This window comes from Microbacterium sp. KSW4-4 (genome assembly GCF_023091185.1).
Lineage (GTDB): Bacteria > Actinomycetota > Actinomycetes > Actinomycetales > Microbacteriaceae > Microbacterium > Microbacterium paraoxydans.
Map to the genome: position 1 here is coordinate 499,833 of NZ_JAHWXJ010000002.1, position 17,317 is coordinate 517,149.

12 protein-coding genes are annotated in these 17,317 nt (G+C 70.8%); 5 read left to right on the forward strand and 7 right to left on the reverse strand.

Annotation, left to right across the window (positions count from 1 at the left end; translation table 11 throughout):
* Positions 1 to 33 precede the first annotated feature (33 nt).
* Entirely contained in the window at positions 34 to 930 is an 897-nt protein-coding gene (locus KZC57_RS11970) for an aldose 1-epimerase family protein (RefSeq protein ID WP_105949178.1), read from the reverse strand.
* A gap of 273 nt (positions 931 to 1,203) precedes the next feature.
* On the opposite strand from KZC57_RS11970, the gene KZC57_RS11975 reads away from it, so the two are divergent.
* Positions 1,204 to 3,312, forward strand: a complete 2,109-nt coding sequence (locus KZC57_RS11975; RefSeq protein ID WP_247641849.1) for a DEAD/DEAH box helicase — start codon at positions 1,204 to 1,206, stop codon at positions 3,310 to 3,312.
* Positions 3,313 to 3,379: 67 nt separating this feature from the next.
* On the opposite strand, the gene KZC57_RS11980 is transcribed toward KZC57_RS11975, so the two are convergent.
* Together KZC57_RS11980 and KZC57_RS11985 are read right to left on the reverse strand one after the other, a co-directional pair.
* Positions 3,380 to 3,919, reverse strand: a complete 540-nt coding sequence (locus KZC57_RS11980; RefSeq protein ID WP_060923581.1) for a YaeQ family protein — start codon at positions 3,917 to 3,919, stop codon at positions 3,380 to 3,382.
* Positions 3,920 to 3,962: 43 nt separating this feature from the next.
* Positions 3,963 to 5,054, reverse strand: coding sequence for an Rv2578c family radical SAM protein (locus KZC57_RS11985; protein WP_247641850.1), 1,092 nt, complete (start codon positions 5,052 to 5,054; stop codon positions 3,963 to 3,965).
* Positions 5,055 to 5,128: 74 nt separating this feature from the next.
* Here KZC57_RS11985 and KZC57_RS11990 point away from each other — a divergent pair, with 74 nt between their 5' ends.
* Positions 5,129 to 6,058 carry a M15 family metallopeptidase gene (locus tag KZC57_RS11990; RefSeq protein WP_247641851.1) on the forward strand — a complete coding sequence of 310 codons (930 nt, stop codon included), beginning with the start codon at positions 5,129 to 5,131 and terminating at the stop codon, positions 6,056 to 6,058.
* Between the two features lie 164 nt (positions 6,059 to 6,222).
* A complete protein-coding gene (locus KZC57_RS11995) occupies positions 6,223 to 7,386 on the forward strand; it encodes an acyl-CoA dehydrogenase family protein (RefSeq protein ID WP_060923068.1) in 1,164 nt (387 codons plus the stop codon).
* Between the two features lie 97 nt (positions 7,387 to 7,483).
* Here the strand turns inward: KZC57_RS11995 and KZC57_RS12000 are convergent, their stop codons facing one another.
* The 4 genes from KZC57_RS12000 to KZC57_RS12015 form a co-directional block, all read right to left on the reverse strand.
* Entirely contained in the window at positions 7,484 to 8,359 is an 876-nt protein-coding gene (locus KZC57_RS12000; protein WP_247641852.1) for a siderophore-interacting protein, read from the reverse strand.
* Between the two features lie 11 nt (positions 8,360 to 8,370).
* Positions 8,371 to 9,189, reverse strand: coding sequence for an energy-coupling factor transporter transmembrane component T (locus tag KZC57_RS12005; protein ID WP_247641853.1), 819 nt, complete (start codon positions 9,187 to 9,189; stop codon positions 8,371 to 8,373).
* Positions 9,186 to 10,853 (reverse strand): ABC transporter ATP-binding protein, encoded by a 1,668-nt coding sequence (locus tag KZC57_RS12010; RefSeq protein ID WP_247641854.1) that lies wholly within the window; start codon positions 10,851 to 10,853, stop codon positions 9,186 to 9,188. The genes KZC57_RS12005 and KZC57_RS12010 overlap by 4 nt, the downstream gene beginning before the upstream one ends.
* A gap of 79 nt (positions 10,854 to 10,932) precedes the next feature.
* A complete protein-coding gene (locus tag KZC57_RS12015; protein ID WP_060923064.1) occupies positions 10,933 to 11,478 on the reverse strand; it encodes an ECF transporter S component in 546 nt (181 codons plus the stop codon).
* Positions 11,479 to 11,653: 175 nt separating this feature from the next.
* Here KZC57_RS12015 and KZC57_RS12020 point away from each other — a divergent pair, with 175 nt between their 5' ends.
* Entirely contained in the window at positions 11,654 to 14,839 is a 3,186-nt protein-coding gene (locus tag KZC57_RS12020) for a S8 family peptidase (RefSeq protein ID WP_247641855.1), read from the forward strand.
* 191 nt (positions 14,840 to 15,030) lie between these two features.
* Complete coding sequence (locus KZC57_RS12025) at positions 15,031 to 17,316, forward strand: carbon starvation CstA family protein (protein ID WP_247641856.1); 2,286 nt, start codon at positions 15,031 to 15,033, stop codon at positions 17,314 to 17,316.
* Position 17,317 lies beyond the last annotated feature (1 nt).

The window sequence follows — 17,317 nt, forward strand, 5'->3', positions numbered from 1 at the left end:
TCGGCGTCGGTTCTCCGGAGTTGTGAACCGCGGTCAGGCGAAGGTGAGGCCCCACTCCAGGGTCCAGGTCTCGCCGGGAGCGAGACGGCGCAGGCCCCGGCCGCTGTTGAACGCGTCGGCCGGCGCGGTCATCGGCTCGATCGCGACCGCGAGCGGGGTATCGGGGTAGTTCGTGGCCGTGTACACCTGCACGAAGTCGAAGCCCTCGCCCTGCCAGAGGGTGATCGCGCGGCCGTCGGGAGCGGTCAGCGTGTGCCGCACCCGGCCGTCGGCGTCGCGTTCGAGGTCCGTGAACCCCGTGTCCAGGCTGACGTCACCGACGCGGACGCCCTCTCGCAGGGCGGACTCGGCCGGACGGGTGCCGACCGGCAGCATCCGCTCGTCCGTCTCGAAGGCGGTGCGGGCGGGGACGCGGAGGACGAGGTCGTGCGGATCGACGTCGCCGATCGTCGGGAACGGGTGCGTGCCGAGCGCGACCGGCGCCGCGGAGTCGGACCAGTTCGTGAGCGTGTGCGTCACGTCGATCCCGTCCGCGGTCAGGACGTACGCGACGGACGTCTCGATCAGGTACGGGTACCCGGTCTGCGGGAAGACGGTCGCGCGCAGGGTCGCGGCGCCCTCGGTCTGCTCGACCGTGTAGGCGGTGAAGCGCAGCAGGCCGTGACTGGCGTTGTTCGTCTTGGGCTCGGTGACGGCGAGCTGACGGACTGTGCCCTCGTCGTCCCAGCGGCCGTCGCGCACCCGGTTGGGCCACGGCGTCAGCACCACTCCGGAGCAGGAGGGGGTCGGGATGTCGAGCGGGTAGGGCGACACGAGATCGACCTCGCCGATCCGGAGGGCACGCAGCGAGGCGCCGACCTGGGCGATCTGCGCGGTCACGTCGCCGAGGCGGAGGTGCACCTGGGTGCCGGTGGGAGAGACGGAGTTCACCTCGACATCGTAGTGCCGCAGGCCGCCGGAGTGCGGGGGTCTCCCAGGGATGCCGGGTAGACTGAGACGGTCGGCTTCGGACACCCGCGCAGGGCGCGGACGTTTTTCAGTGTGTGAAGTGTGAGTCCAGGGGCCGATGGTGCGCGTCGATCGACGCGAATCAACCATCACAGGAATGGCCCCGGCCGCAGATCGTCCGGACTCCGCTGGATCGGAGTGCTCGCGCGTGCGCGCAGCGCTGTTCTCGTGCGAGAACGCAAGAAGGACACCCGAATGCCCAAGAACAAGAAGCCCCGCGGCGGTCGCGCCGCTGCGAACTTCGAGCCGCGCTACGGCGCCAAGAAGACCTCGTTCCACGACCGTCACCGTCCGGCCGGCGGTCGGGACACGGCTCGCGACGAGCGTCCCGCGCGCGACGACCGCGAGGGTCGCGCGGCCGGCGGGTACGACCGTCGCCCCGGCAGCCGCAGCCCCGGGCACCGCGGCTACCGCCCGGAGGAGACCGAGTCCGGTGCTCCGAAGCGCCGCTGGAGCTCCCAGGAGCGCGCCGGTCGCGACGAGGCCCGCAGCATCCGCGCCCGTGCGGAGTCCGGGCGTCGCGAGGCCCCGCACCGCCGCGACGACCGCGCCGGTGGCGGCCGGTTCGACGACCGCGCCGAGCGTCCGCGGTACAACGACCGGTCCGGCGCTGGACGGTTCGACGACCGTCCGCGGCGCGACGACCGCGGCGGCTCGCAGCGACAGGGGTTCCGCGACAACGACCACCGCGACGGCGGACGTCCGCGCTTCGACGACCGTCGGACGGAGCGCCCGCGCTTCGACCGCGACGACCGCCCGCGCTTCGATGACCGCCGGACCGAGCGTCCCCGCTTCGACCGCGACGAGCGTCCTCGCCGCGACGATCGCGACCGTGCGGGGGACCGGGGAGGCGAGCGTTCGTACGACGCCGCCCGTGCGCGCCGCGCGTTCGACCGTGACCGCACGCAGCGCTCCTTCGAGGGCGGACGCGAGCGGCCGTCGACCGGAGGGGCCTACCGCACCGAGCGGCCCCGTCGGGACGAGCGCCCTCGTCGCGACGAGCGTCCGACCCGGAGCGACTGGAACGCGAAGCCGAAGGCGGCGTTCGAGCAGGCCGACGACGTCGTCCACGAGCGCCTCGAGGCACAGGCCGTGCAGGCCGTCGAGGTCGAGGGCGTCACGTTCGCCGACCTCGGCCTGGGCTCCAACATCACCGAGACCCTGAACAACATGGGCGCCGCGACGCCGTTCCCGATCCAGGCGGCGAGCATCCCCGCCGTCCTCGAGGGGCGCGACGTACTCGCCCGCGGACGCACCGGCTCCGGCAAGACCATCGCCTTCGGGGCACCGCTCGTCGAGCGGGTGCTGCAGTCGCAGGCGGGCAAGCGCCGCGAGTTCGGACGGGCGCCGCGCGCGATCATCCTCGCCCCGACGCGCGAGCTCGCGCTGCAGATCGACCGGACCATCCAGCCGATCGCCCGCAGCGTCGGCCTCTTCACGACGCAGATCTACGGCGGGGTGCCCCAGGGCCGCCAGGTGGGCGCGCTGAAGAAGGGCGTCGACATCGTCATCGGCACCCCGGGCCGTATCGAGGACCTGATGAACCAGGGCAAGCTCGACCTGTCGGACTGCCGGATCGCGGTGCTCGACGAGGCCGACCACATGTGCGAGCTCGGATTCGTCGAGCCCGTGCAGCGCATCCTCCGCCGCACGGCCGAGGGCAGCCAGAAGCTCCTGTTCTCCGCGACCCTCGACCGCGAGGTCGCGGCGCTGGTGGACGAGTTCCTCGTCGACCCCGCCGTGTTCGAGGTCGCGGGCGAAGACCAGGGCTCCAGCACCATCGAGCACCGGGTCCTCGTCATCGAGCACCGCGACAAGGCGGACATCCTCACGTCGCTCGTCGATCGCGAGGGCAAGACGCTGGTCTTCGCCCGTACTCGCGCCTACGCCGAGATGCTGGCCGACCAGTTCGACGACGCGGGGATCCCGGCCGTCTCGCTGCACGGCGATCTCAACCAGGCCAAGCGCACGCGGAACCTGGAGAAGCTGACCTCGGGTCGGGTGAACGTCCTCGTGGCCACCGATGTGGCCGCGCGGGGCATCCACGTCGACGACATCGACCTCGTGGTCCAGGCCGACGCGCCGGACGAGTACAAGACGTACCTGCACCGCTCCGGTCGCACGGGTCGCGCGGGGCGCTCGGGCCGGGTCGTCACGCTCATCACGCGACAGCGCCAGCGCCGGATGACCGAGCTGCTCGGTCGCGCCGAGATCGAGGCCCCGTTCGAGCAGGCCCGCCTGGACGACGACGTGATCGAGGAGATCGCCGGGCGCGTGCCGTCCGCCGCCGAGCTCACTTCCTGACGCATTCGGGATCAGAAAGGCCCCGGAGACTTCGGTCTCCGGGGCCTTTTCGCACTCTGCACCGGGGTCAGGGGAGGGTGTGCTCGTGGAGGGACGTCGTGAGGGCGGTGCCGTTGAGGTCGAGGTAGAGGACGCCCTCGGTGACCGTGAGGGTCAGGGTGTTGCGGCGGGCGAGGTGAGGCGTGGCGGTGTCGACGAACCCGGGATCGAAGCTGTAGACCCGGATGTCCTCGGCCCGGTGGATGCGCTTGTCGGCCCACGGCGCCATGACCTTGGCCGGATCGCGGTGCGTGTAGACCACCGTCCGGTCCGCGAGGCGGGAGGCATGGTGCAGCCGTGCGGCATCGGGAGCGCCCACCTCGATCCAGACGGTCACCCGGCCCGTGAGGTCGCGCACGAGCACGGCGGGCTCCTCGGTGTCGGAGACGCTGCCGCCGAACGCGATGCCCTCCGCGAACTCGAGTCCGTACGCGAGCACCCGGGTGAGCATGTACGCGTCGGTCTCGGAGGGATGCCGGGCGGCGCGGAGCGAGACGTCCTCGTAGACCCCGCGATCGGTGTCGGCCAGCTGCATCTCGAACGTGTGGACTGTCGAACCGATCGCCATGATCCTCGAGCCTACGCGGAGCTGCGCCCCCTCCTCGACCGGCTCAGAACAGCATCGGCTGGGGAGGGGCTGCGGCGGCGCGGCCGCTCGGGGTGAACAGGACCGGCCCGGCCGCCGGCGTCTCCGTCTGCACGTGGCCTTGGCCCGGGCGGAACCCGCGCCGCGGATAGTCGTCTTCGTGCCGCCCATCGAGTCCGTGCATCCGGATGAGGGGACGAGCGCGCTTGGCGAGCCACTGCCGGTACGGCTTCGGCGCCTCGACGGACGCTCCGGGATAGAGCCCCCGGTAGGACGACACGAGGTCGGGGCGGTTCTCGTCGAGCCACTGGAAGAACCACGGCTTGACGCCCGGACGCAGGTGCAGGGCCCCGTAGATCACGCTCCGCGCTCCGGCGGCCTTGATGCGGCGCAGGGCGTCGTCGATCGCGGCGAGGGAATCGGTGAGGTGCGGCAGGATCGGCATGAGGAAGACGGTGACCGGGAATCCGGCGTCGGCGAGGGCGCGTACCGTGTCGAGGCGGGCCTGCGTGGTCGGAGCGCCGGGCTCGATCGTCTTCTGCAGCGCGTCGTCGTACATCGCGATCGACATCTGCACGTCGACCGGCACGCGCTGTGCCGCCTTCTTCAGCAGCGGGATGTCGCGGCGGATCAGCGTGCCCTTCGTGAGGATCGACATCGGAGTGCCCGACGCCGCGAGCGCCTCGATGATGCCGGGCATGAGGGCGTAGCGCCCTTCGGCCCGCTGGTACGGGTCGGTGTTCGTGCCGAGAGCGACCGTCTCGTGCTGCCAGCTCCCGCGGCGCAGCTCCCGTTCGAGCACCTCCACGACGTTGACCTTGACGACGATCTGGGTGTCGAAGTCGGCGCCGCCGTCGAGGTCGAGGTACTCGTGCGTGCCCCGTGCGAAGCAGTAGGTGCAGGCGTGGGAGCAGCCGCGGTAGGGGTTGATCGTCCAGGCGAAGGGCATGCGCGACGCCCCGGGGACGTGGTTGAGGGCGGACTTCGACAGAACTTCGTGGAACGTCATCCCGGCGAACTCGGGCGTCGTCACCGTGCGGAGGACGCTGGACCGGTTCTCGAGACCGGGCAGCGCCGCCTCGTCGCTGTCCGCGAGCTTCTGTCCCTGCCACCGCATCGTCCTAGTCGAACAAAGAATCGAATCGAAGTCAAGCGAGTGTGGCATGAATGTTCGAATGGAAGAATGGGCCCATGCCCTCCTCGCCGTACGCTCAGCATGCGGCGCCGCGCTCCCCGATCCTCGGACCCGCCCTCCCGGTCGGGCTGGCGGTGACCGCGCTCGGCGTGGTGCTCTCCCTCACCGGGGCGGCCGCGACCCCCGTGGCGTCAGAGCCCCTCCCGCGCCCCGTCGCGGTGATGCAGGTGCCGTCGGTGCAGAGCGCGGCGACGCCGGCGGCGGACCCTTGCGCCGACCCCGGGGTGCAGGAGGCGATCGCGGCGGGGGACGACGCCGCCACCATCGCGGGGTTCGGCGGCGGAGTGCGCTTCCGTGAGGCGGTGGTCGCGGGGAACGCGCCCTGCGTCTCGCTCAGCGATCCCGCTCGGATCTGGGTGGTGGTGAACAAGGGGCGTCCGCTCGATCCGGCCGCCTACGAGCCCGCGGAACTGGACCAGGTGCCCCTGCAGATGACGACGCCGTCGGGCCGCGTGCGCGCGGAGGTCGCCGACGCGGTCGGGCGCATGGCGGAGGCCGCCGCGGCTGCGGGTGTCGGCCGCATCGGCGCGAACAACGGCTACCGGTCCTACGGGCTGCAGGTCGCGACCTACGGCGCCCACGTGCGGGACCAGGGGCAGGCCGACGCGGACGCCGGCTCGGCGCGCCCGGGGCACAGCGAGCATCAGACCGGTCTCGCCCTCGACGTCGTGGCCTGCGATGCCGGGTGCGGCGGTCTCGACGGCTTCGGGGCGACGCGGCAGAGCGAATGGGTGGCCGCGCACGCCTGGGAGTACGGGTTCATCGTGCGCTACGAGCAGGTCGGCACCCCCGTCACCGGATACGCGCCGGAGCCCTGGCACCTGCGCTACGTCGGCACGGAGCTCGCGGCGGCGTATCACGAGGGCGGCTTCCACACCCTCGAGGAGTTCTTCGGCCTGCCCGCCGCTCCCGACTACGAGCACTGAGCGGACGGGTCCGCGGTGGCGCTCGGCGTGCTCTGAGGCTTTCCACAAAGGCGGTACCCAGTCCCACTCGGGATGGGATGCATTCTCACAATCGCCTGTCCTGCCCCGTGTTCCCGCCGTAGACTCGCCGGAGCAACGACGCACGACACGTTCGGGAGGACGGCATGGAACGCGACATCTACGAAGAGGATCACGAGGCATTCCGCGACCTCGTCAAGGATTTCGTCAAGCGCCACGTCACGCACGAGGCGATCGAGAAGTGGGACGCCGCCGGCGAGGTGGACCGCGCCACGATGCGCGCCGCGGGTGAGGCCGGCATCATCGGGCTCTCCGTGCCCGAGGAGTTCGGCGGCGCCGGGATGCTGCAGGACTACCGCTTCCGCGCGATCGTGAACGAAGAGGTCATCGCAGCCGGAGCGGGTTCGCTCGCCGGCGCCTTCGGCATCCAGGACGACCTGGCCGTCCCGTACCTCGTGCACATGGGCACGCAGGAGCAGAAGGAGAAGTGGCTGCCCCGCATGGCCACCGGCGAGGTCGTCGGCGCGCTCGCCATGACCGAGCCCGGGGCCGGATCCGACCTGCGCGGCATCAAGACCACCGCCAAGAAGGTCGACGGCGGCTACCTCGTCAACGGCGCCAAGACGTTCATCTCGTCCGGTGCGACCGCCGACCTCGTCGTGACCTTCGTCAAGACGGGCGAGGGCAACCGGCCCGACGCGTTCAGCCTCGTCCTCATCGAGAAGGGCATGGAGGGGTTCGACAACGGCAAGAAGCTCTCGAAGATGGGCTTCCACGGTCACGACACCGCCGAGCTGTCGTTCAGCGACGTGTTCGTTCCCGAGGAGAACCTCATCGGCGGCGTCGAGGGTAAGGGCTTCATCCAGCTCATGATGAACCTCCCGCTCGAGCGCCTCTCGATCGGCGTGGCCGGAGCCGCCGCCGCGCAGGCCGCGTTCGACTGGACCGTCGCGTACACCAAGGACCGCGAGGCCTTCGGGGAGCGCATCATCGACTTCCAGAACAGCCGCTTCACCATCGCCGACATGTCCGCCACGGTCGACGCGCTGTGGGCCTTCATCGACCGCGCGCTCCTGGCGTACAAGGACGGCAGGCTCTCGGCCGAAGAGGCCGCGAAGGTCAAGTTCTGGGCCACCGAGCGCGAGTGGGAGGTGCTCGACGCCGGGGTCCAGCTCCACGGCGGCTACGGCTACATCACGGAGTACCCGATCGCCCGCGCCTTCCTCGACGCCCGTGTGCACCGCATCTACGGCGGCACGAACGAGATCATGCGCGAGATCGTCGGGCGTCAGATCGCCGGCAAGCGCTGAGGTCTCCAGGCACAGCTTCGGAGATCCCCGACGACACGCCGGGGCGGCCTCGTCCGCCCCGGCGTGTCGTGCTGTGGCTCCGAAGTCGTGCCCGGGCTCAGGCGAGAGGCTCGGCGGCGGCCTCGCGGGCGGCCTTCGAGGCGGGGGAGGCGGCGCCGATCTTCCAGTAGCCGCAGAAGCTGACGGCATTCTTGTCGACGCCGCGCTCGCCGACGAGCTGCTTGCGGACGCCGGAGGCCAGGGACTGCTCGCCGGCCGCGTACGCGTGGAACGGAGCATCGGGCAGAGCGGTGCGAGCGAGGGCGTCCAGGGCGAGAACCCCGGGTGGGATCTCCTGAGGCCGCACGATCCACGCCACATCGAGTCCCGACGGATGCGGGAACTCCAGGGCATCCTCCACGGACGGGACCTCGATGATCGCCGTGCCCGCGGCGTCGGCCGGCAGGGAGGCGCTGATCGACGCGATCGCGGGGAGGGCGGTCTCGTCGCCCACGAGCACCACCCGGTCGGTGCCCCGCTCGGGGTTGAACGTCAGGCCCTCGTCGATGATGAGGACATGTTCGCCGGGGGCGCAGGTCTCCGCCCACCGCGAGGCCGGACCGGCGGTGCCGTCGGCCGCCGAGCCGTGGAGGACGAAGTCGACGTCGAGCTCGGCACCGGTCTCGGCCGTGGCCGGGCGGTACGCGCGCACGGTGTAGTTGCGCATCACGGGGCGCTCGCCGTCGGGGATGCGGAGGAACTTCAGATAGCCGAACATCCGGTTGGCCTTGGCGGGCACCCGCTCGAGCCCCGCCTCGCCGCCGATCGGCAGGAACAGCCGGAACCACTGGTCGTACCCCATCGGGCGGAAGCGGTCGATCTCGCCGCCGCCCAAGGTCACCCGCACCCAGTGCGGCGCGAGCCGTTCCGTGCGGAGGACCGTGAGGTGCAGGAGCTCGGCCGTCTCCGGCTTGACCATCTTGCTGAATGCCATGCGGGCACCTTTCAGGGGAGCTGCCAGGGGAAGAAGACGACGAAGATCGCCGCCGATGCGGCGAGCATGGCCGCGGTGAAGACGGTGTCCCTCGTCCGGAACGGCACGAGGTGCCGCTCGGTCCGGGTCGGATGCGCGCCGAACGCCCGGGAGTCCATCGCGAGGGCGACGCGCTCCGCGTGCCGGATGGCGCCCGCGAGCAGCGGGACGATGTACCCCCAGCCCCGCGCGATCCGGGCGAAGGGCCCGCGGCCGCCGTGGGAGCCGCGCACCCGGTGCGCGGCACGGATGACGGCGAGCTCGTGGCCGAAGCGGGGCACGAAGCGGAAGGCGGCCAGGGCCGTGTACCCGATGCGGTACGGCACGCGCAGCTGCTGCACGCTCGCACGCACGAGGTCGGAGCCGCTGGTGGTGAGGCCGCCGACGAGCGCGAGCGCGACGATCGATCCGAGTCGGAGCGCCGTGGCGAACCCGATGAGGAGGGCGCCGCCGTAGAGGGTCCAGTCGCCGATCGTCACGACGGGGGTGGTGTCGGCGACCAGGGCCGCGTCGACCCACAGCGAGAAGCCGACGCCGATCGCGACCATGCCCACGGGCAGACCGAGCAGGAGCAGCGCGAGGAGGCGCCCCGTCACCCGCGCCCCGACGAGGATGAGGACGTAGGCGAGCACGAGGAAGGCAGCGGGGGTGGCCAGATCCCGCACGAAGACGAGGAGCAGCATGGCGGGGGCGAAGCCGGCGACCTTCGCCAGCGGGTTGAGGCCGTAGAGGAACTGCCGCCGCGACGTGGCCGAGAGCGGCGCATACGGATCGAGCGTGGTCATCGTCATGGCGACACCTCCCACCCGGCCGCGGTGAGCACCCGCTGCAACGCGGGGACGCGCAAGCCCGCGGAGGGGAGGATCGCGGGATCGGCGAACAGTTCCGCCGTCGGACCGGCGGCCCGCACCCGCCCGTCGGCGAGGACGACCGTGTCGGTGGCGTGCTCGGCGACGAGCTGCAGGTCGTGGGTGACGATGACCACGGTCGTGCCGTCCGCCCGGAGGCTCTCCAGCAGCGCCAGGAGCTCGGCCGCCCTGGCGCGGTCCTGCCCGAAGGTGGGCTCGTCGAGGGCGAGGACACGGGGACGGCTGATGAGGGCGGTGCCGACCGAGAGACGTCGCTTCTCACCGCCGGAGAGGAGGAACGGGTGCACGTCGGCCTTGTGCGTCAGCCCGAACCGCTCCAGCATCTCCGCCACGCGGGCGCGGACCTCGTCGTCCGGCGTATGGCGCAGGCGGAGACCGTGGGCGAGCTCGTCGAAAACGGTGGCGGCGATGAACTGGTGCTCCGGGTTCTGGAACACGAAACCGATGCGCGCCGCGAGCTCCCGGGGGGAGGCCGTCCCTGGATCGATGCCGTCGACGGAGACTCGACCCCTCGGCGGCGGCACGACTCCGGCGAGAGCCTGGATCAGCGTCGTCTTGCCCGCCCCGTTCGCCCCGACGATGGCCGTGAGGCTCCCGGCGGCGATGTCGAGGCCGACCCCGTGCAGGATCTCGGTGCGGCGCCGGGTCACGGTGAGGCCGCGGGCCCGGATGATCGGCTCTCGGACGACGGCGGGAGGAGCGTCGGCGAGGATCAAGGACGCGCGGGCCGGACCGGCAGGAAGCGCGGCGGCCAGCGCCTCCGCCGTCAGCGGCAGCGGATCGAGGACGACGCCCCGGTCGCGGAGGCGGAGGGCGGCGAGCGTCGCGGCGGGCAGCCAGACCCCCATCGCCAGGAGCTCGTCGGCGTGCGCGCGGATGGTCTCGGCCGCCGGACCGTCGAAGACCACCCGGCCCTCGCGGTCGAGCACGATGGTGCGCGTGACGAAGCGCATCGCCGCATCGAGGTTGTGCTCGACGAGGAGGATGGCCCGGTCTCCGGCGGCGACGACCTCGGTCAGCGCCGCGTACACGTCGTCGATCCCCTGCGGGTCGAGGTTCGCGGTCGGCTCGTCCAGCACGATGAGAGGAGAGCCCATCGCGAGGGCGCAGGCGATGGCGAGACGCTGCCGCCCGCCGCCGGACAGGTGGTCGGGGTTGTCGTCGCGGCGCTCCCACAAGCCGACGCGCCGCAACGCCTCCTCCACGCGGGCGCGCACGGCCTCCACCGGGAGCAGGAGGTTCTCCGGGCCGAAGGCCACCTCGTCGTACACCGTCCCCGTGACGATCTGCGCGTCCGGATCCTGGAAGACCATGGCGACGTGCGTGCTGAGCGTCGCGGTGTGCGCGGTGGTGGTGTCGATACCTCCGGCCTCGACCGTGCCGGTCATCGTCGTGGGGAGCGCGTGCGGGATGAGGCCGTTGAGGGCGAGCGTGAGCGTCGACTTCCCGGAACCGGACGGGCCGAGCAGCAGCACGACCTCGCCGGGATCGATGTCGAAGGTCACGTCACAGGGCGACGGGTGCACGGCGTCCGCGTGGGTGAGGGTCAGCTCGCGCACGCGGAGGAGGGGTGCGGATGGGCGCACGGCACGTCCCTGGCTCGACGGAGGGTGTGCCTCTAACTTAGCTGAGCCTTACCTGTGCTGCCAGCGGGCCCGTGCGCGATCAGCGGCGCGCGACCCCGGCGGTGCGCAGCGCCGAACCGATGGCGAGGCCGATCGCCGTCCAGGCCACCGGACCGAGCACGGAGATCGTCAGGTACAGCAGCTGGGCCCACAGCGGCATGACCGCGAGGTTCGCCGCGAAGAACACCGCCACCGCCACGACGACGCCGATCACGACCGCCGAGACGAAGAACCGCCAGGCGCCCCAGGAGCGATAGCGGGTGAGGGCGGCGACACCCTCCTGGATGAGGCCGAAGAGCAGCGCCGTGCCGATGAACCGCAGCGACCACGCCGGGTTGAAGGCGCTCGCGATGAGCGCCGCGAACACGTGCGTGATGAGCGCCACGAACGGCAGCCGCAGCACCTCCTGCGCGATGATGCCCGGCAGCACGTGCGAGCCCAGCACGAGCCCGTAGAGGAACAGCAGGGGGCTGGCCAGGAGGAGGGGAGTGACCCATCCGGCGATGCCGCCGAGGATGCCCGTGGCGACACCGATCGCCGCGCAGATCAGCAGCACTCTGGTCGACAGGACGGAGGTTCGGGCCACGTCTCCAGCCTACTGGCGACATTCGGAGAGTCGGCCGCCGTCCATCCTGACCGATCGGCACGATCGGGGGCGACCATCGTTCAGTTCTCGATCCGGCGCCGAAAGGCGGGGCTATCGTGAGCCGCGGTGCGGCGACGACGCGGCATCGGGATCATCGGATCATCAGGAGCGAGATATGGGTCGAACACCCCTTCGGATCGCAGCAGCCACCACCCTGGCGACGCTGTTCATCGCATCGACGGCAACCGCAGGCCACGCAGCGACCGGGGAGGTGACGCACCCCGTTCCGGTCGCGGGGACCCCCGGGCACTACATCGTGATCATGAAGGCCGATCCCCTCGCCAGCTACGAAGGCGACGTCAAGGGCCTGAAGGCGACGAAGCCTGACGAGGGCGAGCAGCTCGAGACGCAGTCGCAGGACGCGCGGCGCTACGTCAAGCACCTCGAGTCGGAGCAGAAGAGCCTCATCAACGACGTCGGCGTCACCCCGGACACGACCTACCAGGTGGTGCTCAACGGTTTCAGCGCCGACCTCTCGGGTGAGCAGGTGGACCAGCTCCGCGCCTCGAAGGACGTCCTCGGGGTGTACCCCGACGAGATCCGTCACCCCGATGCGCAGACCTCCACCGACTACCTCGGCCTCGGCAACGACCGCAAGGGGCGTGGCGGGGTGTGGCAGCAGACCGGCGGCGTGAAGAAGGCGGGCGAGGGCGTCGTGGTCGGCGTGATCGACACCGGCATTGCTCCCGAGCACCCCTCGTTCGAGGGCAAGAAGCTCAAGCAGCAGAAGAAGCAGAACAGCCGGCACAAGGGCACGGAGCCGTACACCGACGGCACCTACGTCTACTTCGACAAGTCCGACGGCGGACAGTTCCGCGGCGCGATGGTCGATGGTCAGGACTGGGACGAGCGCGACTACTCGACGAAGCTCATCGGCGGACAGTACTTCTTCGCGGGAGCCCAGGCGGCCGGGTTCGACTTCCAGTACGACTACCTCTCCCCGCGTGATGGCGACGGTCACGGCTCGCACACGGCGAGCACCGCCGCAGGCAACTTCGGAGTGGACGCCGAGATCGAGGGCGTCGACTTCGGAACGGTCTCCGGCGTCGCCCCCGGGGCGAAGGTCGCGGCCTACAAGGCCTGCTACGTCGGGCCGGACACGACCGTGACCACGGATGACATCTGCGCCCTGAGCGACCTCGTCGCCGCCATCGATCAGGCCGTCGCAGACGGCGTCGACGTGATCAACTACTCGATCGGCGGCGGCGCCGCGAGCACCGTGATGGCTCCGGAGGACCTGGCGTTCCTCAACGCCGCGGCCGCCGGTGTCTTCGTCGCGACGAGCGCGGGCAACGACGGCCCCGATCCGGTCACCGCCGACCATGCCTCGCCGTGGTACACCACGGTCGCCGCCTCCACCATCCCCACGTGGGAGGGCACCGTGCAGTTCGACGGCTTCGAGCAGGCCGGCGCCTCGGTGACCGTCCCGTTCGGCGAGAGCGTCTCCGGACCCTCCATCGCCGCTGTGGATGCCGCGGCGTCCGGTGCGGCGGATGCGCAGCTGTGCCTGCCGGGCACCCTCGACCCGGCGAAGGTCGCCGGACACATCGTCGTCTGCGACCGCGGCGGCAACGCCCGCGCGGAGAAGTCGCAGGTCGTGAAGGACGCCGGGGGCATCGGCATGGTCCTGGTGAACGTGCCCGGTGGTGCGGACTCCCTCGACAACGACTTCCACGCCGTGCCCACGGTGCACCTGAACGCCGTGCACCGTGCGGCCGTGCTCGCCTACGTGCAGGGCGGCGTCGATCGGCCGATCACCCTCGTCGGCGAGAACACCACCGGTGTGACCACGCCGACCCCGCAGATCGCGGGCTTCTCGAGCCGCGGACCGGTCCTCGCCGACGGCACCGACGTCCTCAAGCCGGACATCGCCGCTCCGGGAGTGGCGATCCTCGCCGCCACGCATAACGCCCCGGGTGAGGACCCGACCTTCGGCATCCTCTCCGGGACGTCGATGGCCTCCCCGCACATCGCCGGCCTCGGCGCGCTGTACCTCGGGGAGCACCCGCGGGCGACCCCGGGCGAGATCCGTTCGGCCCTGATGACGACGGCCTCCGACACTGTGCTCCCCGACGGCTCGAAGAACACGAACCCGTTCGAGCAGGGAGCCGGACAGGTCGATGCGACGCGGTTCCTGAACCCCGGTCTGCTCTACCTCAACGGCTTCAAGGACTGGGCGGCGTTCCTCGACGGGAAGGGGCTGTCGGACTTCCCCGGCATCGACCCCATCGACGGCAGCGATCTGAACCAGGCATCGATCTCGATCGGCTCCCTGGCCAGCGCGCAGACCGTCACCCGCTCGGTCACCTCGACCGAGAAGGGCGTGTTCACGGCGAAGGCCTCCGTCCCCGGCGTGAACGTCACCGTCACGCCGTCCCAGCTCTCCTTCGACAAGCCGGGGCAGACGAAGACCTTCACGGTCACGTTCGACAGCACCACCGCGCCGGTCGAGCAGTGGGCCACGGGTTCACTCACCTGGACGAGCAAGAAGAACACGGTGCGCTCGCCGATCGCGGTGTTCCCGGTCACGGCGGATGCCCCGGCCGAGGTCACCGGCACCGGCGTCGACGGCAGCACGACGGTGGACATCACCCCCGGCCTCGACGGTGATCTGGCGCTGGGCGTCTCGGGTCTCACGCCGTTCCAGCTCCTCAGCGACCCGGACAACCCGGTCGAGGGGCATTCCGGGAACGAGAAGTCGGGCGACGCGAACAAGGACGTGTCCTGGATCGTGGACGTGCCGGAGGGCGCCACCCTCTCGCGGTTCGACCTCGACTCGTCCGACGACGAGGGCAGCGATCTCGACCTCACCGTCTACCGGGTGGTGAGCCCCGACGACCTGCGCTACTACGAGCGCTGGCAGTCGGCGACGGGCTCGGCCGACGAGCAGGTGACGATCCCCGCCCCGACAGCGGGCACCTACCTCGTCGTCGCCAACGTGTACGCGACCACCGGGCCGATGACGTGGGACATGACCCACGCCTCCGTGCTGCCGGACGGGGAGGGGTCGTTCACCGCGACGCCGAACCCGATCACCGCGGTCCGCGGGGAGAAGACGAGCTACGAGCTGAGCTGGAGCGGTCTCACCGCCGGCACCCGCTACCTCGGACTCGTCCAGTACGGCGACTCGGCCGTGCGCACCGTGGTGACGGTCACGACGCCCGCGGATGCCGCGCCGACGCCGACTCCCGCGCCGAAGCCGTCGCCGACTCCCGAGCCGACGCCGACCCCGGATCCGACTCCGACGCCGGGGCCGACTCCGGAGCCGACCCAGCCTCCGGAGACCGACGCCCCCGGGTGATCCGGGATCGTCTGCACGACACCGGCACGGCCGCACGAGGAATCCCTCGTGCGGCCGTGCCGTCGCATTCGGGCATCCGTTCGTCGCACGGCCGCCGCCGCTCGTCGCAGCGTCCCCGGATCCGGAAGCGACAGCGGGACGCCCTCCCTACCGTGGGGAGACGCAATGATGCGCCCTCAGAGGAGAACCCCATGACCGCACCTTCGTCGCGCCGCCGCGACGGCGCCGGGCTCGTCGATGACGACCCCGTCATCGAGACCGACCCGAACCTCCCACCCGTCGCCCTCTCCGCGGAGCACGAGGCGAAGAGCCGCCGCTGGACCCTGCCGAAGATCCTGCTGTGGACCGCCATCGCCCTCCTCGGCGGCGTCGCCTGGGTGATGCTCGCCATCGTGCGCGGGGAGACCGTGAACGCGATCTGGTTCGTGTTCGCCGCCGTCTGCACCTACTTGATCGGCTACCGCTTCTACTCCAAGGTCATCGAGCGGTACATCACTCGCCCCGACGACCGCCGCGCCACGCCCGCCGAGGTGAAGCAGGACGGCAAGGACTACGTCCCCACCGACCGCCGGGTGCTCTACGGTCACCACTTCGCCGCCATCGCCGGCGCCGGACCGCTCGTCGGCCCCGTGCTCGCGGCGCAGATGGGCTACCTCCCCGGCACCATCTGGATCATCGTGGGCGTCGTGCTCGCGGGAGCCGTGCAGGACTACACGGTGCTCTTCTTCTCGATGCGGCGCGGCGGCAGGACCATCGGCCAGATGGCGCGCCAGGAGCTCGGCAAGATCGGCGGCACCGCGGCGATCATCGCCTCGCTGCTCATCATGCTCATCATCGTCGCGATCCTCGCGCTCGTCGTCGTGAACGCCCTCGGGGAGAGCCCGTGGGGCGTCTTCTCCGTCGCGATGACCATCCCGATCGCCCTCTTCATGGGCGTGTACCTCCGCTACCTGCGCCCGGGCAAGGTGACCGAGGTCTCGATCATCGGCTTCGTGCTGCTCATGGCCGCGATCATCGGCGGCGGCTGGGTCGCCGGCACCGAGTGGGGTCAGGCGCTCTTCCACCTCGACCGCACCACGATCGCGTGGGGCATCATCATCTACGGCTTCATCGCCGCGGTGCTGCCGGTGTGGCTGCTGCTCGCGCCGCGTGACTACCTCTCCACCTTCATGAAGATCGGCGTCATCGTGATGCTCGCCGGGGCAATCGTCCTCGTGCGTCCGGAGATCTCGGTCCCCGCGGTCAGCATCTTCGGTGAGAACGGCATGGGTCCGGTGTTCGCCGGGCCGCTCTTCCCCTTCCTGTTCGTGACGATCGCGTGCGGCGCGTTGTCCGGATTCCATGCGCTGATCGCGTCGGGCACCACACCGAAGCTCGTCGAGAAGGAGCGGCAGACCCGGTTCATCGGCTACGGCGGCATGCTCATGGAGTCGTTCGTCGCGATCATGGCCCTCGTCGCCGCGATCTCGATCGACCAGGGCATCTACTTCGCCATGAACGCCCCGGCCGCCGCGACCGGGGGCACCGTGGAGGGAGCGGTCGCCTTCGTGAACTCGCTCGGGCTGACCGGGGTGAACCTCACCCCCGACATGCTCACGGGCACGGCGGCGGCGGTCGGCGAGGAGTCGATCGTCTCGCGCACGGGTGGTGCTCCGACGCTCGCGCTCGGCCTCGCGCACATCATGCAGCAGGCCCTCGGCGGACAGGCGCTCATGGCGTTCTGGTACCACTTCGCGATCATGTTCGAGGCCCTGTTCATCCTCACGGCGGTGGACGCCGGCACCCGGGTCGCCCGCTTCATGCTGCAGGACTCGATCGGCGCCTGGTTCCCGAAGTTCCGCGACGTCTCCTGGCGTCCCGGGGTGTGGATCTGCACCGCGATCATGGTGGCCGGCTGGGGAGCGATCCTCATCCTCGGCGTCACCGACCCGCTCGGCGGCATCAACACCTTCTTCCCGCTGTTCGGCATCGCGAACCAGCTGCTCGCGGCGATCGCGCTCGCCGTGGTGCTGGCCATCGTCGCCAAGCGTGGTCGCAGCTACTTCCGTTGGCTGTGGATCATCGCGCTGCCGCTCGCCTTCACCGCGGTCGTCACCATCACGGCGTCGCTCTACAAGATCTTCTCGCCGGTGCCGGCGATCGGATACTGGGCGAACCACTTCCGGTACCTGGAGGCGCTGAACTCCGGTGACACCACGCTCGGCGCGCCGGAGGTGCTGCAGGCGGTCATCCGCAACACCGCGGTGCAGGGCACGCTGTCGATCATCTTCGTGGTGCTCGCGATCATCGTCATCGTCATGGCGGTCATCGCGACCGTGAAGGCGATCCGCAACGGCGGCGGTGAGAACACCGAGGACCCGCCCGTGCCTTCGCGCCGCTTCGCCCCGGCTGGGTTCCTCCCCGACGCGGAGGAGCGCGAGCTGGAGAAGCGGTGGGAGCCGATCCTCGCCGAAGAGCGCGCGGCGGCACGGCACTGAG